Raw genomic sequence first — 22565 nt, 5'->3', positions numbered from 1 at the left:
CCCTCCATCCCAGGAACGTTAACCGGCGACCTTTTCGCTGACCGGCTCGGCGGGCTCCGCCTCCGGCTTGGCACCACTCGTCGTGCCGCCACCGGGGGTGCCGATGCCGGCCATCGCGAACGCGCTGCCGCTGCCGCCGCCGGCCGGGGACAGGTCGTAGCTGCTCTCGGCGTGCTCGGCGATGTCGATGCCCTCGACCTCGTCCTCACCCTTGACCCGGAAGCCGATCGTCTTCTCGATGACGAAGGCGAGCACCCAGGCGATGCCGAACGACCAGACGGTGACGATCAGGCCGGCGAGGGCCTGCCGCCCGAGCTGGGTCGCGCCGCCGCCGTAGAAGAGGCCGTCGGAGGCGCCCACCACGTCGGTGATCGCGGAGTTGACCGAGTTGGTGGCGAAGAGACCGAGCCAGAGCGACCCGATCCAACCACCGACGAAGTGCACGCCGACCACGTCGAGCGAGTCGTCGTAGCCGAGCTTGTACTTGAGGCTGATGGCGAGCGCGCACACGGCCCCGGCGACGACGCCGAGCAGGACGGCCGCCCAGGGGGCGATGAACCCGCAGGCCGGGGTGATGGCGACCAGGCCGGCGACGGCACCGGACGAGGCACCGACCATGGTCGGCTTCCGGTCCTTGATCCACTCGACCGCGATCCAGCCGAGCACCGCAGCCGCCGTGGCGAGCTGGGTGTTGATGAAGGCGAGGCCGGCGACCGAGTCGACGGTCAGCTCGGAGCCGGCGTTGAACCCGAACCAGCCGAACCACAGCAGACCCGCACCGAGCGCGACCAGCGGGATGTTGTGCGGCTTCATGCCCTCACGCGGCCAACCGAGCCGCTTGCCGAGCACCAGAGCCACGGCCAGGGCCGCCGCACCGGCGTTGATGTGCACCGCGGTGCCACCGGCGAAGTCCAGTGCGTGGATGTCGCCGCCGATGATGCCGCCGCCCCACACCCAGTGGGCGACCGGGAAGTAGACCAGGGTGGCCCAGCCGAAGGCGAACAGCAGCCAGCCGGCGAACTTGGCCCGGTCGGCGATGGCACCACTGATCAGCGCGACGGTGATCACCGCGAAGACCATCTGGAATGCCATGAACACGTAGAGCGGGACCCCGATGCCGCTGGGGTTCTCCGCCGTGGCACCCCACAGGTCGGTTTCGGCGAGGAAGGTCTTGGTGCCGAGGTACGCGCCCGGGTCGCCCCAGAAGCCGTTCACGTCGGCCCCGAAGGCGACGCTGAATCCGTAGAACCACCACAGAATAGAGATGAGCCCGATAGCCGAGAAGCTCATCATCATCATGTTGAGTACGCCCTTGGCCCGGTTGAGGCCGCCGTAGAACAGCGCCAGTCCGGGGGTCATGAGCAGCACGAGCGCGGTCGAAACCAGCAGCCACGTGGTATTGGCGCCGTCGATCGTCGGTGCTTCAGGCACGCTGGCCTCCTAAAGGTGAAGTCCTCCTTCGCGGCTTTCCGGGGCAGCGTCGCCCGTAGGCCGGTTGCGCGGAAGCTTCGCGGCCGGCTGTTTCACTTTGGGTCCCGTGCGGGTTTCCGTTTCGTGACGGGTTGTTTCGGACGTGTCACGAACTCCGCACAGTCGTCGGCATGGACGAAGGTGGATCGACCGGACGGCGATCGTCGATAGCTGACCGGTCAGCGGCATCGACCGGTGCGCGTGACCGGCCGGGCCGAGCATCGCCCGACCGGCGCTCAGCGGAGGGCGTTCTCCAGAGCGTGCCGCTCGTAGTCGAGCAGCCGCAGATCGCGCATCGGTCGACGCAGGTGGCCCTTGTGCACGATCCGGACGAACGCCGGCTCACCGGCGGCAGCCATCCGCCGGATCCCCTCGACGTGGTCCACGATCCGTTTACGGATGGTCCGGATCAGCCGGTGCCGGTCCCGGGGGATCAGCCCGTACGCGTCGGCGAAGAGCCGGAGGCGGCGCGGGCGGTCCGGGTGCTTCCAGCCCAGCGTGATCGAGTCCCGGTCCGCGAAGATCGGCACCCAGGTCCAGGCCGCGTACGCCACGTCGTAGATCCGCGCTCCGGGCGAGGCGAGGTCGAAGTCGATCAGCCCGAGGGTGCCGTCCGGACGCCAGATCACGTTGTGCGGCGCGGCGTCGTGGTGGCAGATCACCTCGGTGTCCGGTGGTGGGGGGCCGAACGAGCGCCAGACCGCCGCCTGCGGAGGGGTGAAGCCGTACTGCGCGTCATGGAACATCCGCAGCATGGTGGCGACGGTGACCAGGGCCTCGTCGGTCACCCAGTGCGGGGCGAGCGGATATTCTCCGCACTCCCCCTCCAGGTACGACAGCACCTCACGATTGCGCTCGTCCATCCCGAGCGCCCGAGGGGCGCCGGTGAACCCCACGTACTCCAGGTGGCGCAGCAGCGCGTGTACGGACGGGGTCCACGGCCCGGCGTTGCGCCGGACCGTGTCACCCACGCGGACAACGGTGCTCACGTTGCCGCCGTGCAGCGGGATCTCCTGCGAAGTCACGTACGGTCTCCCGAGGCGCTGCGAAGGATGGCCGGGGTCACGCCAGCCCGCGTACGCGCGATCGTCAGTGGTCACCCGAGACTACGCGTCCCGGCCGGTGGCCTCGGTCCCCAGCAACGCGTCGACGAACTGCGCCGGGTCGAACGGGGCCAGGTCGTCCTTGCCTTCGCCGAGGCCGACCAGCTTGACGGGGATGCCGAGCTTGCGCTGCACGGCGATCACGATGCCGCCCTTGGCGGTGCCGTCGAGCTTGGTCAGCACCACACCGGTCACGTTGACCACCTCGGTGAAGACCCGGGCCTGCTCCAGGCCGTTCTGGCCGGTGGTGGCGTCCAGGATGAGCAGTGTCTCGTCGATCGGGCCCTGCTTCTCCACCACACGCTTGACCTTGCCCAGCTCGTCCATCAGGCCGACCTTGTTCTGCAGGCGGCCGGCGGTGTCGATGAGCACGGTGTCCACGCCGGTGTCGATGCCCCGCTTGACCGCGTCGAAGGCGACGCTGGCCGGGTCGGCGGCCTCGGGCCCCCGCACGGTCTCCGCTCCGACGCGCGAGCCCCAGGTCTCCAGTTGGTCGGCCGCGGCGGCCCGAAAGGTGTCCGCCGCGCCGAGCAGCACGCTGCGACCGTCGGCCACCAGCACCCGGGCGATCTTGCCGCAGGTGGTGGTCTTGCCAGCGCCGTTGACGCCGACGACCAGGACCACCGCCGGCACGCCGTCCTTGGGGGCGGTCCGCAACGAGCGGTCCAGGCTCGGGTCGAGCGCGTTGACCAGCTCGGCGGCGAGCAGTGCCCGCAGCTCGGAGGCCGAGCGGGTGCCGAGCACCCGGGTGCGCTCGCGGAGCCGGTCGACGATGTCGCGGGTGGCGTCGACGCCGACGTCGGCGGTGATCAGGCTGTCCTCGATCTCCTCCCAGACGTCCTCGTCGAGGTGGTCGCGGGCGAGCAGGCCGAGCAGGCTCTTGCCGAACACGTTCTGGGAGCGGGACAGCCGCGAGCGGAGCCGGACCAGCCGCCCGGCGGTCGGCTCGGGGACCTCGACCTGCGGTTCGAGCACCGGCGGCGGCTCGACCAGGACGCCGGTGGACAGATCGGACTCCGGTGCCTCGACCGGCGGGCCGGCGAGATCCTCCTCAGCCCTGGTGTCGACCTCCGTGCGTGGCAGCGGGGGCTCGGGCCGTCGCCGCAATCGCGGCACGACCAGCCCGACTGTGCCGGCGATCAGCACACCGAGCAGGACCAGAGCGAGGACGAGATATTCGGCCATGCCGGAATCCTGTCAGATGCCGGCGGCGGCGTCCCAGCCACCGCACCCCGAGCCGTGCCCGAAGCGGTGCTGGGGCTCTCAGCACCGCACCCGGCCGGCACCAGCGAACCGGCGGTAGGCTCGGCCGCATGCCCGCCGCACACCTCCTCATCGGCCCACTTCTGCGGCGAGTGGTGGACACCCGGGCGACGATCTGGGTGGAGACCGCCGCGCCCGCCGTGGTCACCGTCCGCACTGCCGGCGGCGCCACCGGCGCCGCGCCCACCTTCTCGGCGTACGACCACCACTACGCCCTCGTGGTGGTGGAGGGCCTCGCCCCGGACAGCGAGACCACCTACGAGGTGCTGGTCGACGACGAGATCGTCTGGCCGGTGCCGAGCAGCGGGTTCCCGCCGAGCGTGATCCGCACCCGGGCCGCCGACGATCGGGACCAGCCGGTAAATCTGATCTTCGGCTCGTGTCGCGAGACCACCCAGCACGCCACCACCCGCAAACTGCCACCGGACGCGTTGGACGCGTACGCCCGGCGGTTGATGGCCGACCCGGAGTCGAACCCGCTGCCCGATCTACTGGTGCTGCTCGGTGACCAGGTCTACGCCGACGTCACCTCGCCCACCGTGCGCCGGCTGCTGCGTCGGCGGCGGCGGCGGCCGAAGGGCGCTCCGGCCGACCAGGTGGTGAGCTTCGACGAGTACACCAAGCTCTATCTGGAGTCCTGGCGTGACCCGGAGATCCGCTGGCTGCTCTCCACAGTGCCCAGCGTGATGATCTTCGACGATCACGAGATCATCGACGACTGGAACACCTCGGCGGCGTGGCGAGCCGAGGTGCGCGAGCAACCCTGGTGGCAGGAGCGGATCGGCAGTGGGCTCGCCTCGTACTGGGTCTACCAGCACCTGGGCAACCTCTCCCCCGACGAGATCGTCGCCGATCCGGTCTTCGCGAAGGTCGCCGCCGCCGAGGACGCCACCAACGTGCTGCGCGAGTTCGGCCACCGGGTCGACCAGGAGTCCGACCTGGCGCACGACACCGAGCGCTGGCGCGCGGTGCAGTATCAGTGGAGCTACGCACTGGACCTGGGCCGGACCCGGCTGGTCATGCTGGACAACCGGTGCAGCAGGGTGCTCGAGCCCAACAGCCGGGCGATGCTGCCGCCCGGCGAGTGGGCCTGGTTCCTCGACCAGGCGCACGGGGTCTACGACCACCTGGTGGTCGGCGCGTCGCTGCCCTGGTTGCTGCCGCAGGGCATCCACCACATCGAGGCGTGGAACGAGAAGCTGGCGGACTCACGCCGACCGTGGGTGGCGCGCGGGGCGGAGAAGCTGCGCCGCGCCCTGGACCTGGAGCACTGGGCGGCGTTCCGGCGGTCCTTCGAGGCGCTGGCGGAAACGTTCGCCCGCATCGGCACCGGCACGCCGCGGCAGTCCGGCGCGCGGATCGGGGCCGGCCCGGCGTACGCCCCACCGGCGTCGATCAGCGTGCTCTCCGGTGACGTGCACCACTCGTACGTGGCGCGGGCCCGGTTCCCGGACCCGGCGGTGGTGACCCCGGTGCACCAGCTCACCTGTTCGCCGATCCACAACCAGGTGCCGGCCGGTATCCGCCCGCTGATGAAGATGGGCTGGTCGGCCGGTCCGGCCGGCGCCACCCGGGCGTTGGCCCGCTCCGCGGGTGTCCGCCGGCCGGGGGTGCGGTGGCGCAAGTTGGCCGGTCCCTACTTCGGCAACGCGGTCGCCACCCTGACGCATGAGGGGCGCAGGGCCGACGTGGTCATCGAGGGCACCACGAAGGACGGCCACCTACGCCCCGTGATGCGACGCCGACTCTCGGCCGCTGCACGGCCGACCTCGCCGTAGTCTCTACGCGTGGACGAGCACCTGCCAGAACCGATCCGGGCGGTCGAGCACGAGTTGACCGCCCTGCTGCGTCGTGGGCGGGCGGTTTCCTGGGAAATCGCCCGCGAGGTGCACCCGAACCTGGAGCCGAACACCTACGGGCTGCTGCTCTGGTTGCGGCGCAGTGGGTCGATCCGGTTGACCGAGTTGGCGGCGCGGCTCGGTGTGGGCAAGGGAACGCTCAGCCGGCAGATCAACGCCCTGGAGGTCCTCGGCCTGGTCTACCGCGACCCCGATCCGAGCGACCGGCGGGCCGCGCAGATCACGTTCACCGAGGAGGGCCAGCGCCGGTTCGACGCTGCCCGGTCCGCGCGGGTGGGAGAGTTGCTGCGCACGCTGAACGACTGGCCGGCCCAGGACGTCGAGGATTTCGCTCGGCTGCTCGGCCGGTTCAACGACTCCTGGCAGTAGGGGCGTCGAACACGGAATAGCATCGCGGTCCGTCAAGTTGTTGCTCTAGGCAACCAAGGCATACGGTTGCTTCAGGCAACTCTCAGGCGGCCCGCGCGTACCAGCCCCGCCGTTCCACCTCGACTCCGCTCGGAGGCAACAACGATGAGCCAGGCGACAGCGCCTCCCCAGGCGACCGCCGTGACCATGACCCACCGGCAGATCCTGGAGGCACTCTCCGGCCTGCTGCTGGGCCTGTTCGTCGCGATCCTCTCCTCCACGGTCATCTCGAACGCGCTGCCGCGGATCATCACCGAACTGCACGGCGGCCAGTCCGCGTACACCTGGGTGGTTACCTCGGCCCTGCTCGCGACGACCGCGACCACCCCTATCTGGGGCAAAATGGCCGACCTGACCAGTAAGAAGACACTTGTCCAACTCGCCCTGGGCATCTACGTGCTGGGCTCGGTGTTGGCCGGCCTCGCGCAGGGCACCGGCGAGCTGATCGCCTGCCGCGTGCTGCAGGGCATCGGCGCCGGCGGCCTCACCGCGCTGGCCCAGGTGATCATGGCCACGATGATCGCGCCGCGCGAGCGGGGCCGCTACAGCGGCTACCTCGGCGCCGTGATGGCCGTCGGCACCATCGGCGGCCCGCTGATCGGCGGCGTGATCGTGGACACCTCCTGGCTCGGCTGGCGCTGGTGCTTCTACGTCGGCGTGCCATTCGCCATCGTGGCGCTGATCGTGCTGCAGAAGACCCTGCACCTGCCGGTGGTCAAGCGGAAGGCCGAGATCGACTGGTGGGGCGCCACCCTGATCACCGCGGCCGTGTCGCTGCTGCTGATCTGGGTCTCGCTCGCCGGTGACCAGTTCGCCTGGGCGTCCTGGCAGACCGCCGCCATGGTCCTCGGGGCCCTGGTGCTCGGCGCGCTGGCGATCCGGGTCGAGACCCGGGCCGCCGAGCCGATGATCCCGCCGCGGCTGTTCCGCAACCGCACCATCACCCTCGCCGTCGTCGCGAGCATCGCGGTCGGTGTGGGCATGTTCGGCGCGTCGATCTTCCTGGGCCAGTACTTCCAGATCAGCCGTGGGCAGAGCCCGACCATGTCCGGTCTGATGACCCTGCCGATGATCCTCGGTCTGCTGGTCTCCTCCACGGTCATCGGTCGGGTCATCACCAAGACCGGCCGCTGGAAGCGCTACCTGGTGATCGGCTCGGCGCTGCTCACCGTCGGCTTCGCGCTGATGGGCACACTGCGCGCGGACACCAGCTTCACCCTGCTCAGCGTCTACATGTTGGTGATCGGCGTCGGTCTGGGCATGACCATGCAGAACCTGGTCCTCGCCGTGCAGAACACCGTCGGTCCGCACGAGCTCGGCGCGGCCAGCTCGGTGGTGGCGTTCTTCCGCAGCCTGGGTGGCGCGATCGGCGTCGCCGCCCTCGGCGCGGTGCTCGCCCACAAGGTCAAGGACTACACCGCCGACGGGCTGGCCCAGCTCGGCATCCCCGCGTCCAGTTCCGGCTCGGGTGGCACCCTGCCCGACGTGCACACCCTGCCCGGCCCGCTGCGGGCCGTCGTGGAGGGCGCGTACGGCCACGGTGCCGGCGACATCTTCCTGGCCGCCGCGCCCTTCGCGCTGATCGCGCTGATCGCGGTCGCCTTCATCAAGGAGGTACCTCTGCGGCAGCACAACGGCGACCCGGTTTCCGGCGAGGTCGAGCGGGAATCGACAGTCGCCGCCGGCGCTGGCGCAGCCGTGGTCCGTACCGGTGAGCAGAGGTGAGGTAGAACCATGAGCGTGGGAGCACCGGACCGCGAGGAGTTCGGCCCCCGGACCCGCCCGTTGCCCTTCGAACGGGGCACGGACGGCCCTCGGGTGATCATGGTGGGTGTCGACGGCACCCGCACCTCCGAGCGGGCCGGCTCCTACGCCGCCGGCCTGGCGCGCCGGCAGGGCGCCTCCCTGGTGGTGGTCTTCGTCAGCTCGTCGAGCGGCCTGACCGCCCTGGTGCCCGGGATGGACGCCGGCGCGGTGCAGCGGACCCACGACGAGCTGGCCGACGAGCTGCGCCGGGAGTGCCGGCGCGGGGCCGAGGAGTTGGGCCTGCGGGTGACCTTCCTGTGCCGGCGCGGCGACGCGTACGCCGAGCTGCGCGCGGCGGCGGACGAGTTCCAGGCCGACATGGTGGTGGTGGGTGCCTCCGAGCAGGCCGGGCACCGCCTGGTCGGCTCGGTCGCCACCCGCCTGGTCCGCGCCGGCCGCTGGCCAGTCGTCGTGGTGCCCTGAAAACCGCTCGCGACTGTCTTGCCCGAGCCGCAGGATGACCCGATGACGACTTGGAGAGCACCGGAGATCGACCGCAGCCACGAGCCCTTGGTCGCTGATGAGCGCACCATGCTGGAAGGCTGGCTCGATTACCACCGCGACACCTTGCTGCACAAGTGTGCCGGCCTGACCGCCGAGCAGTTGCGCACGGCAAGCGTCGAGCCGTCCGGCCTGAACCTTCTCGGGTTGGTCCTGCACATGACCGATGTGGAGCGCTCATGGTTCCGCCAACGCTTCGCCGGCCAGGACCTGCCCGACCTCTTTGACTACACCACCGACAACGACGCCGACTTCCACGCTGCGGCCAGCGCCGACGCGGAGGCCGCCTTCGCCGCCTTCCGGGCCGAGGTCGAAGCGGCCCGCGCGGCGACCGAGGGGCGGTCCCTGGACGACACGTTCAGGCTGACCCGCAGCGACGGGAACCGCACCTTCAGCCTGCGCTGGGTGTACGTGCACATGATCGAGGAGTATGCGCGGCACAACGGCCACGCCGATCTGATCCGGGAACGCATCGACGGCGTCACCGGCGACTGACCCGCTGCCCCGTCAACCGGTCAGCCAAGTCCCACACCGCCGGCCTGGAGCAGTCCCCGACCACCCTGGCCCGCGACAACGACCGGCTGCTGTGGGTCAACAGCCAGCTCAACGCGACCGCGCCGGCACCACCGTTCACGGTGGCCGAGGTCCCCGGCCTGCGCTGACAGGCGGCGCGGCTCAGTAGTCCAGAGCCGCCCGCAGGTAACGCAGGTCGGAGTGGCCGCCCCAGCGGTGCGCCGACAGCCCGGCGGCCCGGGCACCCCGCACGGCCCAGTCCTCGTCGTCGACGAAGAGGACCCGGGCCGGCGGGGTGGTCAGGGCCACGCAGGCGGCCTTGAAGTATTCCGGGGCGGGCTTGTGCACGCCGATCACCGAGGAGTTGACCACCACGTCCAGTTCGCCGACCAGGCCGAGTGCGGCCAGGTCGGCGTCGAGCAGGTCGGTGGCGTTGGTGCCGAGCCCGACCCGGACGCCCGCCGCACGGACCTCCCGGACGAACGCCAGCACCTCCTGGTCGACCTCTCCCCGGTAGCTCTGCCACTGCTCCACCGCGGCGCGGGCCCGTTCCGGGCTGCCCACCGACTCGGTCAGGGCGTCCGCCACGCTGTTCATCCACTCGGCGTGGTTGACCTGGCCGGTGAGCACCGGCTGGAGCCGCCCCCACTGCATGGCGATCTCGCCGAGCACACCCTCGGAGAGGCCGTACTCCCGCTCGACAACGGCAGCCACCGCCGGGTCCCACCGGCGCAGTACGCCATCGAAGTCCAGCAGGAGCGCCGTCGCGCGTTCCCGAGCCACTACCCGTTCTCCTCGCCGCGGCCAGGCCGCTGGTCGTCCTCGTCGGCCCGGTTGAGCCGTTGGCTGATCACCTGAGTGACCCCACTGCGCATGGTCACGCCATAGAGCGCGTCGGCGATCTCCATCGTCCGCTTCTGGTGGGTGATGACGATCAGCTGACTCTTCTCGCGCAACTGTGCCAGCAACGTGATCAGCCGGCCCAGGTTGACGTCGTCCAGGGCCGCCTCCACCTCGTCCATGATGTAGAACGGGCTGGGCCGGGCGCGGAAGATCGCCACCAACATGGCCACCGCGGTCAGCGACCGCTCGCCACCGGAGAGCAGCGACAGCCGCTTGATCTTCTTGCCCGGCGGGCGGGCCTCCACCTCGACGCCGGTGGTGAGCAGGTCGTCCGGTTCGGTGAGGATCAGCCGTCCCTCGCCACCGGGGAAGAGCACTGTGAACACCTGCTCGAACTCCCGGGCGGTGTCCTCGAAGGCGCTGGCGAAGACCTCCAGGATCCGCTCGTCCACGTCCTTGACCACTGTGAGCAGGTCCCGACGGGTGGCCTTGAGGTCCTCCAACTGCTCGGAGAGGAACTTGAAACGCTCCTCCAGCGCGGCGAACTCCTCCAGCGCGAGTGGGTTGACCTTGCCGAGCAGGGCCAGTTCGCGTTCCGCCTTCGCGGCCCGCTTCTCCTGCACCGGCCGCTCGTAGCGCACCGGCTCGGGCACCGGCAGACCGTCCCGTTCGGCCGCAGCGACGTCCACCTGGGTCGGCGGAACGGGCTGAGTCGGACCGTACTCGGCGACCAGCGTCTCCACGTCCAGCCCGAAGTCCTCGGCGGCCTTCGCCTCCAACTGCTCGATGCGCAGCCGCTGCTCCGCCCGGGCCACCTCGTCGCGGTGCACCTGGCTGGTCAGCCGCTCCAACTCCGCACCGAGCCGCTTGGCGGCACCGCGTACCTCCTGAAGCTCCGCCTCCCGCGCGGCGCGCTCCAGCGCGACCGCGTCGCGGTGCTCCTCGGCCGTCGCGATCGAGGTGGTCAGCCGGGTCAGCGCCTCCCGGGCACCACCGGCGACGGACCGGGCGATGCCCGCGCCCCGGGCGCGGGCGGCCCGCCGCGCCGCCGCGCGTTCCCGGGCGGCCCGCTCCGCGGTGGCCTGCCGCGCGAGCGAGTCGGCCCGGCCGGCGATCGAGGAGACCCGCTCCTCGGCGGTACGCACGGCGAGCCGGACCTCCATCTCGTTCTGCCGGGCCTGCGGCACCATGGCCGCGAGTTGATCCCGTTCCTCGGTGGAGGGCTCGGCGTCGACCGGGGTCTCCTCGGCCAGCCGTAGCCGCTCCTCCAGCTCGGCGAGCGCGGTGAGGTCCCGTTGCCGGGCGGCCTCGGCGCGGGAGTGGGAGTCGCCGAGCCGGTCGGTCTCGGCCTTCGCGGAACGGGCCGCCGCGCCCAGCTCGGCCAGCCGGCGAGCGGCGGCGTTGCGGTGGCTCTCCGCCTCGCGCTTCTCGGCGGCGGCGTGCTGCACGGCCTCCTTGGCGGCAGCCACCTCGGCACGCGCCTCGACCAACTGATCACGTAGCTCCAGGCCAGCGCGTTCGGCGGTGACCCGGTTGGCGCGGGCCTCCTCGACGGCGGCCTGAACCTCGATGTAGCTGGGGGCCTTGGCCGAACCGCCCGCCGCCGCGTACGCCCCGACCACGTCACCGTCCGGGGTGACCGCCCGCAGCTCGGGGTTGTTGGCGACCAGCTCGGCGGCGGCGGCGAGATCGTCGACGAGCGCCACGTCCCGCAGGGCCCGGTGCACTGCCGGACGCAGCTCGGCGGTGCACTCCACCAGGTCGGGCGCCCACCGGGCGTCGTCCGGCAGCTTCGGGCGCAGCGCGTCGGCGGAGCCGGTCATGCCGGGCCCCGCCGGGCTGCCGACCAGCAGGCCGGCGCGGCCTGCGTCGGAGATCTTCAACAGCCGCATCGCCTCGACGGCCTCGTCCACCCCGGTGACGGCGACCGCGTCGGCGAGGCCGCCGAGCGCGGCGGCCAGCGCGGCCTCGTGACCGGGCGCGACGGTGAGCAGCCCGGCGAGGCTGCCGAGCAGGCCGGGCACGTCCCCGGCGCGGGCGAGCAGCGCCCCGGCGCCGTCCTTGCGCCGCAGCCCCAGGGCGAGTGCCTCCTCGCGGGCCTTCCAGGTGGCGGCGTCCTTCTCCGCCGCCCGCTCGGCGTCGGCCAGCGATCGGACGGTGGCCTGGGCCCGTTCCTGTACGGCGACCGCCTCGGCGTGCCGGGCGTCCAGGTCCGCGTTGTCCCGGTCGGCCTCGGTGGACTGGGCGGCGACCGCGTCCAGGTCGGCCTGCGCCTGCTCGGCGCGGCCCAGCGCGTCGGCGTGCGCGGTCGCGAGGCGTTCGATCTCCTCGCCGGCGCTGGTGGTCCGGGCCCGGGCGGAGTTGACCTGGCCGGTGAGCCGGGCCATCCCCTCGCGCCGGTCGGCGATGGCCTTGGCCGCGGCGACCAGCTCGCGCTCGGCGGCGGCCAACTGCCGTTCCAACTCCTGGCGGTGCTCGACCGCCTCGGCCAGTCGGATCTGGTCGTCGGTGAGCGCGCCGCGCAGCTCCTCTTCCTGCTCGCGGACGCGTTCCGCCTCGGCCTCCAGCTGGTCCGGGTCGCGGCCGGGCCGCTCGTCGTCGCCGGTGGCGCTGAGGTGCCGCAGCCGCTCCCGGGCCAACTGCTCGATCGAGCGGAAGCGTTCCTGGAGGGCGGAGAGCTTGTACCAGGTGTCCTGGGCGGCGGCGAGCAGCGGCGCGTCCTCCGCGAGGGCGGCCTCCAACTCGCCGAGCCGGCCCTGCACCTCGGTGTGCTCACCCTCGATCTGCTCGCGCCGCTCGCGCAGCGCGGTCTCGTCGGCGATCTCCCGGTCGAGGGTGGTCCGCAGGGTGGCAAGGTCGTCGGCGAGCAGCCGCAACCGGGCGTCGCGCAGGTTGGCCTGGATGGCGGCGGCGCGCCGGGCCACCTCGGCCTGCCGGCCCAGCGGCTTGAGCTGACGACGCAGCTCGGCCGTGAGGTCGGTGAGGCGGTTGAGGTTGGTCTGCATCGCGTCGAGCTTGCGCAGCGCCTTTTCCTTGCGCTTGCGGTGCTTGAGGACGCCGGCCGCCTCCTCGATGAACGCCCGGCGGTCCTCCGGCTTGGCGTGCAGCATGCCGTCGAGGCGGCCCTGCCCGACGATGATGTGCATCTCCCGGCCGATGCCGGAGTCGGAGAGCAGCTCCTGGATGTCGAGCAACCGGCACGAGTTGCCGTTGATCTCGTACTCGCTCTCGCCGGAGCGGAACATCCGGCGGGTGATGGAGACCTCGGTGTACTCGATCGGCAGCGCGCCGTCGGTGTTGTCGATGGTGAGGGTGACCTCGGCGCGACCCAGCGGCGCCCGGCCGGCGGTGCCGGCGAAGATGACGTCCTCCATCTTGCCGCCACGGAGGGCCTTGGCGCCCTGTTCACCGAGGACCCAGGCGATGGCGTCGACGACGTTGGACTTGCCCGAGCCGTTCGGGCCCACCACACAGGTGATCCCGGGCTCCAGCTTCAACGTCGTCGCGGAGGCGAAGGACTTGAACCCCTTCACCGTCAGGCTCTTGAGATACACCTACTCGATCCTCGTCCGGTGGCCGCCGTACCGTCGCCGGCTGTGGGGACCTGGGTGAACTCGCAGACTAACCCGGCGGTGGAAGCGGCCCGGCACGCGACCCGCCCCGCATCGTGTCGACGGTGGGCGCACTGTTGTTCCGGAGACCGCGAGAAAGACAAGTGCCTTTCATGATCGGCTTATCCGCCGACGCGCTTTTCGGTAACTGTGCGGCACGCTCTCCGCACGATCGGCAGCAAGATCATGAATCGTCGGCGCCGAAAAGGTCCCGGACAGTGTTACGCGCCGGCACAGAAGGTGTCGGCGCGTATTTTTGCGGTGGTGCGATTCAGTTTTTACGACCTGGAGATCAGGTCAGCGCCGGCTCGGCCAGACGGAGCAGATCGTCCGCCTCCGCCGCAGCCGCCGCGAGCCGATCATTGTCGGCACGCAGACGCGTGATCTCGAACTCCAGTGCCTGAACCCTGGAACGCAGTCGGGTGACCTCGTCGAGCAGACGCCGGTCGGGCGCTGCACCTACGTGGCCGTAGAGGGCCTTCGCCATGCTGACTCCTTGATATGCGCTGCCGGAAAGGCCGGCCAACGCGCGCCCAATTCATACGCGGCTGTCATTCCAGGCTGTATCTGGGCATGACCGGGCGCGACTGGCGACACCTATATATTGAGCCGCAAACCCCTCCTTCGTCAAGTTCTCGCAGGCCGTAGATCATCTCCACGTCGACCTGTCCACTTGTCGGGGGGGCTGCCGCAAGGCACGGACACTCTCTGTCCGGACGCCTTTACTGTACGCCCGGATCTGCGGAAGTCCGCACCCTGGCGTCCGACTTCCCCTTAACTCTTTCTTAGCCACGTTGCCGCAGGTCGTCGCCGCGCCGTAGCGTCACCCCGGCCCGCAACCGACCCCTGGAGGCATAGGCGTGTACGGCTGGACCGATCCGATGGACCCGAACGGCGCCCCCCGGCGCGCCGAGGGACCGACCGACGAGCCGGCCTGGTTGCACGACGGCCCAGAGCCCCGCTCGGCCTACCTCTTCGGCGACGAGCCCGGTCAGTCGGGCGACGAGTGGCACCGGGAGCAGCCCACCGAGGGCCGGCACCCGGACCCGGTGATCCCCGCCGAGGCGGCCGACGCCCGCACCGCGGCCTGGGGGGCCTACCAGCCGGACAGCGAGACGGACCGCTGGGGCGACAGCCGCCCGGCCCAGGACACCACCGGCGTACGGCGCGCCGAGGCGCCCGGCGGCTGGCACACCGACACCGACCCGGAGAGCACCGACGGCTGGAACGGCGCAGCCGAGACCGGCCGGCCCGGCGAGGGACGGCACCGCTCCCCACGCCGCTGGCGCCGGCCGCTGATGATCGGAGGCGCCGCCGCGGCCGCCACCCTCGTGGTGAGCTTCGGCGTCGGCGCGCTCGCCCTGCCCGGCGGTGACGACGGGGCCGCCCAGCCGACGGCCGTCGACGACTCCTTCGCCGCGTCGGCAGCGCCGACCGGAGAGCCGGCACTGGACACCCTCGCCGCACCCTCCCCGTCCGCCATCCCCACGGCGTCTCCGAGCCCTTCGCCGACGAAGGTCGTCAAGCCCACGCCGGCGACGTCGCGGAGCACCGCCGCGTCGCGCCGCAGCGTCCAGCGCAGCAGCGCGCCGAGCAACACCGGCAGCCCCACCGGTTCCAGCGGCTCCAGCGGCTCCGTCAGCGCCCAGGCCCGCGAGGTGGTGAACCTGGTCAACGCCGAGCGGGCCAAGGCCGGCTGCAAGGCGCTGAGCATCGACACCAAGCTGATGACCGCCGCCCAGCGGCACAGCCAGGACCAGGCCGACCACAAGAACATGTCGCACACCGGCAGCGACGGCAGCAACGCCGGCACCCGGCTGGACCGGGTCGGCTACGCCTGGCGCACGTACGGCGAGAACGTGGCCTGGAACCAGCAGACCCCCGCCGCGGTGATGGACGCCTGGATGAACAGCTCCGGCCACCGGGCCAACATCCTGAACTGCTCGTTCACCGAGATCGGCGTCGGCATCGCCAACAGCAACGGACCGTACTGGACGCAGGTCTTCGCGGCGCCGCGCTGACCGCGCGTCGTTCCCGCCCCCGCGCTCGTTGACCCGGTGAGGTACGTCGGGCCGGAGCGTGGGGGCCGCGTACCGGTGCGGGCGGCGACCGGCCGTCCGGGACCCGGGAGCTGCCGATGTGGATCCGGCCGCGGCGACGCGTCGCCGTACGCCCACTGCACCGCGTCCTGTCCGCCAGCGTCGCTCTCGTGCTCCTGGTGCCGGCGTACGGGTGCCGGCCCGCGCTCACCCCGCCCGGCGCGCCCACCGCGTGGCCGGCGGCGCAGGCCCGGCACTGGCAGTGGCAGTGGCAGCTCAGCGGCCCGCTCGACCCGGCGGTCGACGCCCATGTCTTCCTCCTCGACCCGGTGGCCACCACCGCCGCACAGACCGCCGAACTGCGCTCCCGGGACCGCCGGTTGATCTGCCAGGTGAACGTGGGATCGGTCCGCTCCGACGACCCGGACGTCAGCCGGTTCCCGGAGGTCGTCCGGGGCGCGGCCGGGCGTCGACCCGACAGCCGGTGGCTCGACGTCCGGAGTTGGGACGCGCTCCGACCGGTGCTGGCCGACCGGTTCCGGCTCTGCCGGGGCAAGGGCTTCGGCGCGGTGGCGCTCTTCGACGCCGACGGGTACGCGGCGCGCACCGGCTTTCCGCTCGACTTCGACGATCAACTGCTGTTCAACCGCAGGCTCGCCGAGATGGCCCGCTCGCTGAGTCTCTCCCCGGGGCTGGCCAACGACGTGCCGCAACTCGCCGCGCTGGCCCCGGACTTCGACTTCGCGGTCAACGAGGAGTGCGTCCGGCTGGCCCAGTGCGCCAAACTGCTGCCGTTCAGCGACGCCGGCAAGCCGGTCTTCCACGTCGAGTACACCGGCTCGACCGACGACTTCTGTGTCACCACCGTCGGCTACGGCTTCGCGTCGATCCGCAAGGACCGCACCCTGGACGCGTCCCGAGAAGCCTGCCCCCTCCCCTGAGACACGGCTGGGCCGGGCCACGGTCGCGGCCCGGCCCAGAGCGCTCGGAGGTCAGGGCACCGGGACCAGCTCCGGGGCGGAGGCGGGCGGGTCGGTGGGCGCGGGTGCCGGGCGGGGGCGCAGGAAACGCGGGGCCCACCAGTTGGCGTCGCCGAGCATGGTCATCAACGCTGGCAGCACCACTCCCCGGATGATGGTGGCGTCCAGCAGGATCGCCGCCGCCAGACCGATGCCGAGCTGCTTCATGTCGATCGTGCTCAGCGTGGCGAAGATCGAGAAGACCCCGACCATCACGATCGCCGCGCTGGTCACCACCCCGGCCGACGAGGTGATCCCGTACGACACGGCGTCACGGTTGGGCAGGCCGGACCGGACGCCCTCGCGGATCCGACTGACCACGAAGACGTGGTAGTCCATCGAGAGGCCGAACAGCACCACGAACAGGAACAGCGGCAGCCAGGACACGATCGCGCCCATCGACGTGAAGCCGAGCAGCCCCTGCGCCCACTCGCCCTGGAAGATCAGCACCAGCAGGCCGTACGCGGCACCGGCGGAGAGCAGGTTCAGCGCGATCGAGCTTGCCGCGATCACCACCGACCGGAAGGTGAACGCCATGACCAGGAAGGTCAGCACCAGCACGAAGCCCATGACCAACGGCAACTTGTCCCGGACGTGCTGGGCGTAGTCCTCGCTGTCGGCGACGCTCCCGCCCACCGCGTACTCGATGCCGGGAATGCCGCGCAGCTCGGCCGGGACCAGGTCCCCGCGCAGCCTCTCCAACGACTGCACCGACCGGTCGTCGCGACTGGCGTACGGGGTGGGGACGTCCAGCACCGAGACCCGCCGGTCGGCCGACACCTCGATCTTCGGGCCGTCCGCCTCGGCCGGGGCGAACAGCGGATCGCCGGCCGCACGGGTGGACAGGCCGGTGAGGGCGGCGCGTACCCGGTCGACCTGGTCGGCGGGTGCCCGGACGGCCACCACGTGATTGGTGCCGGCGCTCGGGAAGGCGGCAGTGAGCCGGTCGTACGCCTGCATTGCCGGAGTGGTGCGAGGCAGGTCCTCCATGCCGGGGAACTTCAGCTTCATGCCGAGCGCCGGCGCGGCCAGCGCGAGCAGCAGCCCGACCGAGATGACAAGCGTCGCCACCGGCGCGCGCAGCGCGGGCCGGAGCACCGCCGGCCACAGCCGGGGCGCGCGGGGCTCGCCGTGCCGGCCGGTACGCGGCGCGGTCAGTCGCCAGAGCAGCGGCACCCGGGGCCGGTCCACCCAACGGCCGAGCCGGGCCAGCAGGGCGGGCAGGACGGTCAGTGAACCGGTCACCGCGACGGCCACCACGAGGATCGAGCCGATGGCGAGGGACGAGAAGACCACGTCGCCGGCGAGCAGCAGCCCGGCCATCGAGATGATCACCGCGAAGCCGGAGACCACCACCGCGTGCCCGGAGGTCTCCGCGGCGATCTCCACCGCGTCCAGACCGGACCGACCCTTGGCGCGTTCCTCCCGCTCCCGACGGATGTAGAACAGTGAGTAGTCGACGCCGACCGCCATGCCGATCAGCAGGATCACCGGTGCCGTGGTGTCGGTGGCCGGCACCAGGTGCGAGGCGAGAGTGGACAGACCCATCGCGGCGGCCACCGAGGAGAGTGCCAGCAGCACCGGCACACTCGCCGCGATCAGCGCGCCGAACGCGATGATCAGGATCGCCAGGGTGACCGGCAGACTGAGCAGCTCGGCGCGCTTGAAGTCCTTACCCAGTGTGTCGTCGAGGGCCTGGCCGATCGACGGTCCGCCGACCTGCTCGACGCGCAGCCCGGGGTACGCGTCCTGCACGGTGGCGGTCGCGTCGCGCAACGGCTGCACCCGATCCGAGGCCGTCTCCGGGTCACCCGACATGGTGATCGGCAGCAGCAGCGCCGAGCCGTCCCGCGCGGTGACCGGCTGGCCCACCCCGGCCACCCCGGCGACCGTACGCAGCCGGGCCGCCGCGTCGTCGGCCGCCGACTTCGCCGCCGCCTGGTCCAACGCGCCACCACGGGAGGTGATGAGGACGTTGTCGACGGCCGGGTCGTCGAAGTCACCGGCGTCCACGATGAGGCTGGCCCGACCCGCCTCGCCGATCGCCTGGTCACCGCTGGTGGCCTCGTTGAGTCCGGCGGCGTTGCCGCCCACGAAGCACACCGCCACGAACACGGCCCACAGCGCGATCGCCCGCCACGGGTGCTCGGCGCTCCACCGCGCCAGCCGCACCGTCACCGGTCTTCTCCCCATCTCGGGTCCCCCTGTCACGTCAACCCCCTGTCAACGGTGCTGACGTTAGGTGCGTGACGAGGCGGTCACATCGGGGATCGACCCGGGCCCACCCTGGAACCACCGGACCGGGTGCGGGGGTGCGTCCGCCAGGGTCGAACCCCGATCCGGACGTACACCGGGGTCCACCCCGGAGCGACCCGCCGCGACCCGCCGGCATCGCCCCGAGCCGGCTCCGGGTCATCCCCGGAGGGAACCCCGAGGCCGTGGCTGACAGCGCGGGCAGCTGTACGAGGACCGGTTCATGAACGCCTCGCGGCGGATCGGCGAGCCGCACCGCCGGCACGGCTCGCCCTCGCGGCCGTAGGCGTTGAGCGCCCGGTCGAAGTAGCCACTCTCGCCGTTGACGTTCACGTAGAGGGCGTCGAAGCTGGTGCCGCCCTCACTGATCGCCTCGGCCAGCACGTCGCGGACGTGGCCGAGCAGGCGCTGAGCGGCCGGGCCGGTCAACGCGTCGGTGGGTCGACCGCCGTGCAGCTGGGCGCGCCAGAGCGCCTCGTCGGCGTAGATGTTGCCCACCCCGGAGATCAGGGTCTGGTCGAGCAGTGCCCGCTTCACCTCGGTGTGCCGGCGGCGCAGGGCCGCGACGAACGCCTCGTCGGAGAACTCCGGGTCCATCGGGTCGCGGGCGATGTGCGCGATCTCGTCGGGCAGCTCGGCGCCACCCTCGCTCACCGAGAGCCCGCCGAACGTGCGCTGGTCGACGAAGCGCAGCTCCGGGCCGTCGTCGTTGAACCGGAACCGGACCCGTAGGTGGGTCTCGTCCGTCGTCCCGGGTGGCTGGAGCAGCAGCTGACCCGACATGCCGAGGTGCCCGACGATCGCGTCACCGCTGTCCAGTGGCAGCCACAGGTACTTGCCGCGACGGCGGGCGTCCAGCACCGTCCGGCCGGCGAGCACGTCGGCGAAGTGCACATCGCCGGGAGCGTGCCGGCGAACGGCACGCGGATGACGAACCTCGACGGAGGCGATCCGACGGCCGACGACCCACTGGGCCACCCCCTGTCGGACGGTCTCCACCTCGGGCAGCTCAGGCACGCCGCCGACCCGTCTCGTGACCGTCGGCGCCCCCGGCCGGCAGTGCCTGTGCCAGGTGGTCGGCCTGCTCGGCCTGAGCCGCCCGCTCGGCGCGCTCCAGCGGCCCGAACGGCTCGTCGCGGTCGGCCGAGTCGTCCCGAACGGTCGGCTGCTCCTGGCGATCGTCGCCGGCCCGACCATCCTGGCCGTCGCCGCCGTTCTGGCCGTCGCCGCCGTTCTGGCCGTTCTGCTCGGCGAGCGTCCGCCAGGCGGCCTCGGCGGCCCGCTGCTCGGCCTCCTTCTTGCTGCGCCCCTCGGCGCCGCCGTACCGGATGCCGGCCACCACCACCCAGGCGGTGAACGTCTTGAGGTGATCCGGGCCGGTGCCCTCGATCCGGTACTCCGGGACGCCGAGACCGAGCGCCGCGGTCAGCTCCTGGAGGCTGGTCTTCCAGTCCAGGGCGGCCCCGCGACCAGCCGACTCGGCCATCAGCGGGTCGAAGAGCCGGTGGATGACGATCCCCGTGGTGTCCAGGCCGTACTGGAGGTAGATCGCGCCGAGCAGCGCCTCCAACGTGTCGGCGAGGATGCTCGCCTTGTCCCGGCCACCGGTCGTCTCCTCACCCTTGCCGAGCAGCAGGTACGCGCCGAGCCCGTCCGGGCCCAGACCGCGGGCAACGTCGGCGAGCGCCCGCATGTTGACCACGCTGGCCCGCAACTTGGCCAACTGACCCTCGGGCAGGTCCGGGTGGTTGTGGAACAGCGCCGTGGTGATCACCACGCCGAGCACCGAGTCGCCGAGGAACTCCAGCCGCTCGTTGGTCGGCAGCCCGCCGTTCTCGTACGCGTACGACCGGTGGGTCAACGCGCGCTGGAGCAGCTCGGGTTCCAGGCTCACTCCGAAGGCGGCTTCCAGGTGACCGACGGACGCCCGCCGCCGCTTGTCGTTGCTCATGTGCGTACCTCGGTGTCGGTGGAGCGGTCGGTGCGATCCGTCGCGGCGTGGCGGTCGAGCAACGCGGAGACCAGATCGGTGGCGCGCCGCCGCCACAGGTGGGCGGCGAGAGCTATGCCGGAGGCGACGTCGTCGGCGCGGGCGGACCCGTGACAGACGACCACCGTCCCCGCGACGCCCAGCAGGGCCGCCGCGCGGGGCGCGCCGCCCTGGGCAGGTGGGCCGCCGGCCATCGCGTACGCGCCCTCGATGGCCTTGAGCAGCACGTTACCGGTGAAGCCGTCGGTGACGACGACATCGGCGCGCGCACCGAGGGCCACGTCGTACCCCTCGACCAGGCCGACGTAGCGCGCCCCACCGGGCAGCGGTTCGACGGCGAGCAGCGGGTCGGTGGCGCGGCGGACCCGGTCGCCCTTGCCGGCCTCGGTGCCGACCGAGAGCAGCCCGACCCGGGGCGCGGCGATCGAGTGGGCCACCGCCGCGTACGCGGCGCCGAGCACGGCGTGGCGGGCGAGGGTGGCCGGGCGGGGTTCCAGGGAGCCGCCGACGTCGAGCAACACGACCGGCCCCGCCACGGCGGGCAGGGTGGCGGCCAGCGCGGGTTGGCGGATCTCCGGCGAGCGGCCGAGGCCGAGCACGGCCGCGGTGACGGTGGCGCCGGTGGCGCCGGCGGAGACCAGGGCGTCGGCGGTCCCGTCCCGGACGGCGGTGACCGCGGCCCGGACGGTGCTCTCGGAGCGGGCGGCGCTGGGATGGTCGGCCATGCCGACGACGTCGCGGACGGGCCGCACCGTGATCCGGGCACGTTGCGCCGGATCGAGGGCAGCAATCAGCTCGTCGGCGACCTCGGTCGGACCGACGAGAAGCAGATGCAGGTCAGGGTCGGCGCGCATGGCCCGCAGAGCGCCGTCAACCACGACGGCGGGAGCGTCGTCCCCGCCGAGGAGGTCAACGGCGATCCGCGCGGCGCCCGGCTCCACCGGAACGCCGGCCGGATTGGGCCGGCCGGCGTCGGAGGGAGCCGGAGCACCGGGCGAATGCCAGGATGCGCGTGCCGCCCGACCTGGGGTCGGGGGCGTCACTCGGCGTCCAGGTCAGACCTCGAGAACCTGGCGGCCGTTGTAGGTGCCGCAGACGGAGCAGGCGGCGTGCGGCAGCTTCGGGGACTTGCACTGCGGGCACGCAACGGTCGCGACCACGGTCGCCTTCCAGTTCGCCCGGCGGGACCGGGTGTTGCTGCGCGACATCTTGCGCTTCGGGACGGCCACGGTTCTTACTCCTCTGTAACGGTCAGTTGCGACAGGCCCGCCCAACGCGGGTCGATCTGCTGGTGACTGTGGTCGGCCGGCAGATCGTCCCAGTGCGCCCCGCATTCGGGGCACAGTCCTGGGCAGTCCTCCCGGCAGAGCGGGTTGGTCGGCAGCGTGAGCACCAACGCGTCCCGCAGCGCCGGCTCCAGGTCGATCAGATCGCCCTGCATCCGGCCCACCTCGTCCTCGTCGGTCGTGGCGTCCGTGGTGCTGTCCTCGTACGCGTACAGCTCCTGGATCGTCACGCCCATCGAGTCGTTGATCTCGCGCAGGCAACGGCCGCACTCGCCCCGGACGGGACCGGTGATGGTCCCGGAGACGAGCACGCCCTCGGACACGGACTGCAACCTCAGATCGAGGTCGAGGTCCGCGCCCTCCGGCACGCCGATCAACTCCACACCGAGGTCCGCCGGTGCCGGCACGACCCGCTGGACCTCACGCAACGCGCCAGGGCGACGCGGCAGGTCCCTCGTGTCGAGGACCAGCGGCGACCTGGGGTTGAGTGTCGATGGCGAGTGCTTGGGCATAGTTAGACTCCGGCCGGTGAGAGGCCGACAAAAAAGGTTACCTGGGCGACCGCCGGACCGTCGAACCGGGGGCGACGCCTGCCTGAGAA

Annotated in this window: 19 protein-coding genes; 7 read left to right on the top strand and 12 right to left on the bottom strand. The window is 71.8% G+C overall.

All coding sequences use genetic code 11. The features are described 5' to 3' along the window. Window positions 1–18: 18 nt before the first annotated feature. The 3 genes from ACFYP0_RS27730 to ftsY all read right to left on the bottom strand — a co-directional run bounded on the left by ACFYP0_RS27730 (window position 19) and on the right by ftsY (window position 3758). Window positions 19–1431 (bottom strand): ammonium transporter, encoded by a 1413-nt coding sequence (locus ACFYP0_RS27730; protein ID WP_124861966.1) that lies wholly within the window; start codon window positions 1429–1431, stop codon window positions 19–21. A 275-nt stretch (window positions 1432–1706) separates the two neighbouring features. Next, a complete protein-coding gene (locus ACFYP0_RS27725; protein WP_181539524.1) occupies window positions 1707–2570 on the bottom strand; it encodes a phosphotransferase in 864 nt (287 codons plus the stop codon). Window positions 2571–2576: 6 nt separating this feature from the next. Continuing rightward, window positions 2577–3758 (bottom strand): signal recognition particle-docking protein FtsY, encoded by a 1182-nt coding sequence (ftsY, locus tag ACFYP0_RS27720; RefSeq protein ID WP_112603473.1) that lies wholly within the window; start codon window positions 3756–3758, stop codon window positions 2577–2579. A gap of 128 nt (window positions 3759–3886) precedes the next feature. Between ftsY and ACFYP0_RS27715 the strand changes: the two genes are divergently transcribed. The 5 genes from ACFYP0_RS27715 (at window position 3887) to ACFYP0_RS27695 (ending at window position 8905) form a co-directional block, all read left to right on the top strand. Further along, window positions 3887–5614, top strand: coding sequence for an alkaline phosphatase D family protein (locus tag ACFYP0_RS27715; RefSeq protein WP_124861970.1), 1728 nt, complete (start codon window positions 3887–3889; stop codon window positions 5612–5614). 9 nt (window positions 5615–5623) lie between these two features. Continuing rightward, window positions 5624–6064 carry a MarR family winged helix-turn-helix transcriptional regulator gene (locus ACFYP0_RS27710; protein ID WP_244219206.1) on the top strand — a complete coding sequence of 147 codons (441 nt, stop codon included), beginning with the start codon at window positions 5624–5626 and terminating at the stop codon, window positions 6062–6064. Between the two features lie 144 nt (window positions 6065–6208). Further along, window positions 6209–7828, top strand: a complete 1620-nt coding sequence (locus ACFYP0_RS27705) for an MDR family MFS transporter (protein ID WP_124861973.1) — start codon at window positions 6209–6211, stop codon at window positions 7826–7828. 9 nt (window positions 7829–7837) lie between these two features. Next, entirely contained in the window at window positions 7838–8332 is a 495-nt protein-coding gene (locus tag ACFYP0_RS27700) for a universal stress protein (protein WP_244219207.1), read from the top strand. A gap of 42 nt (window positions 8333–8374) precedes the next feature. Next, window positions 8375–8905, top strand: coding sequence for a DinB family protein (locus tag ACFYP0_RS27695; RefSeq protein ID WP_124861985.1), 531 nt, complete (start codon window positions 8375–8377; stop codon window positions 8903–8905). Between the two features lie 180 nt (window positions 8906–9085). Here the strand turns inward: ACFYP0_RS27695 and ACFYP0_RS27690 are convergent, their stop codons facing one another. The 3 genes from ACFYP0_RS27690 to ACFYP0_RS27680 all read right to left on the bottom strand — a co-directional run bounded on the left by ACFYP0_RS27690 (window position 9086) and on the right by ACFYP0_RS27680 (window position 13864). Then, a complete protein-coding gene (locus tag ACFYP0_RS27690) occupies window positions 9086–9706 on the bottom strand; it encodes an HAD family hydrolase (RefSeq protein WP_124861976.1) in 621 nt (206 codons plus the stop codon). After that, complete coding sequence (gene smc, locus ACFYP0_RS27685; protein ID WP_355498440.1) at window positions 9706–13320, bottom strand: chromosome segregation protein SMC; 3615 nt, start codon at window positions 13318–13320, stop codon at window positions 9706–9708. Before smc ends, ACFYP0_RS27690 begins: the two co-directional genes overlap by 1 nt. Before the next feature lie 349 nt (window positions 13321–13669). Beyond that, the gene (locus ACFYP0_RS27680; RefSeq protein ID WP_030487463.1) at window positions 13670–13864 is read right to left on the bottom strand and encodes a hypothetical protein; all 195 of its coding nucleotides are present in this window, start codon (window positions 13862–13864) and stop codon (window positions 13670–13672) included. 394 nt (window positions 13865–14258) lie between these two features. On the opposite strand from ACFYP0_RS27680, the gene ACFYP0_RS27675 reads away from it, so the two are divergent. Both ACFYP0_RS27675 and ACFYP0_RS27670 read left to right on the top strand, forming a co-directional pair. Beyond that, entirely contained in the window at window positions 14259–15398 is a 1140-nt protein-coding gene (locus tag ACFYP0_RS27675; RefSeq protein WP_124853373.1) for a CAP domain-containing protein, read from the top strand. A 116-nt stretch (window positions 15399–15514) separates the two neighbouring features. Next, entirely contained in the window at window positions 15515–16357 is an 843-nt protein-coding gene (locus ACFYP0_RS27670) for an endo alpha-1,4 polygalactosaminidase (RefSeq protein WP_124853372.1), read from the top strand. Between the two features lie 51 nt (window positions 16358–16408). Here ACFYP0_RS27670 and ACFYP0_RS27665 read toward each other — a convergent pair whose 3' ends face one another. The 6 genes from ACFYP0_RS27665 to ACFYP0_RS27640 form a co-directional block, all read right to left on the bottom strand. After that, complete coding sequence (locus tag ACFYP0_RS27665) at window positions 16409–18628, bottom strand: MMPL family transporter (RefSeq protein ID WP_356976302.1); 2220 nt, start codon at window positions 18626–18628, stop codon at window positions 16409–16411. Window positions 18629–18847: 219 nt separating this feature from the next. Continuing rightward, on the bottom strand, window positions 18848–19705 hold the full coding sequence (mutM, locus tag ACFYP0_RS27660) for a bifunctional DNA-formamidopyrimidine glycosylase/DNA-(apurinic or apyrimidinic site) lyase (protein ID WP_124861601.1): 858 nt from the start codon (window positions 19703–19705) through the stop codon (window positions 18848–18850). After that, window positions 19698–20639 (bottom strand): ribonuclease III, encoded by a 942-nt coding sequence (rnc, locus tag ACFYP0_RS27655; RefSeq protein ID WP_244219197.1) that lies wholly within the window; start codon window positions 20637–20639, stop codon window positions 19698–19700. Before rnc ends, mutM begins: the two co-directional genes overlap by 8 nt. Next, window positions 20636–21619, bottom strand: coding sequence for a phosphate acyltransferase (locus ACFYP0_RS27650; RefSeq protein ID WP_356976299.1), 984 nt, complete (start codon window positions 21617–21619; stop codon window positions 20636–20638). The genes rnc and ACFYP0_RS27650 overlap by 4 nt, the downstream gene beginning before the upstream one ends. A 114-nt stretch (window positions 21620–21733) precedes the next feature. Further along, window positions 21734–21907, bottom strand: coding sequence for a 50S ribosomal protein L32 (gene rpmF, locus ACFYP0_RS27645; protein ID WP_030335284.1), 174 nt, complete (start codon window positions 21905–21907; stop codon window positions 21734–21736). Window positions 21908–21912: 5 nt separating this feature from the next. Further along, complete coding sequence (locus ACFYP0_RS27640) at window positions 21913–22476, bottom strand: YceD family protein (RefSeq protein WP_110562455.1); 564 nt, start codon at window positions 22474–22476, stop codon at window positions 21913–21915. Between the last annotated feature and the right edge of the window lie 89 nt (window positions 22477–22565).

Source organism: Micromonospora arida (assembly GCF_042873195.1).
GTDB classification, from domain to species: Bacteria; Actinomycetota; Actinomycetes; order Mycobacteriales; family Micromonosporaceae; genus Micromonospora; species Micromonospora arida.
This window is presented reverse-complemented; position numbering and strand designations above follow the sequence as displayed.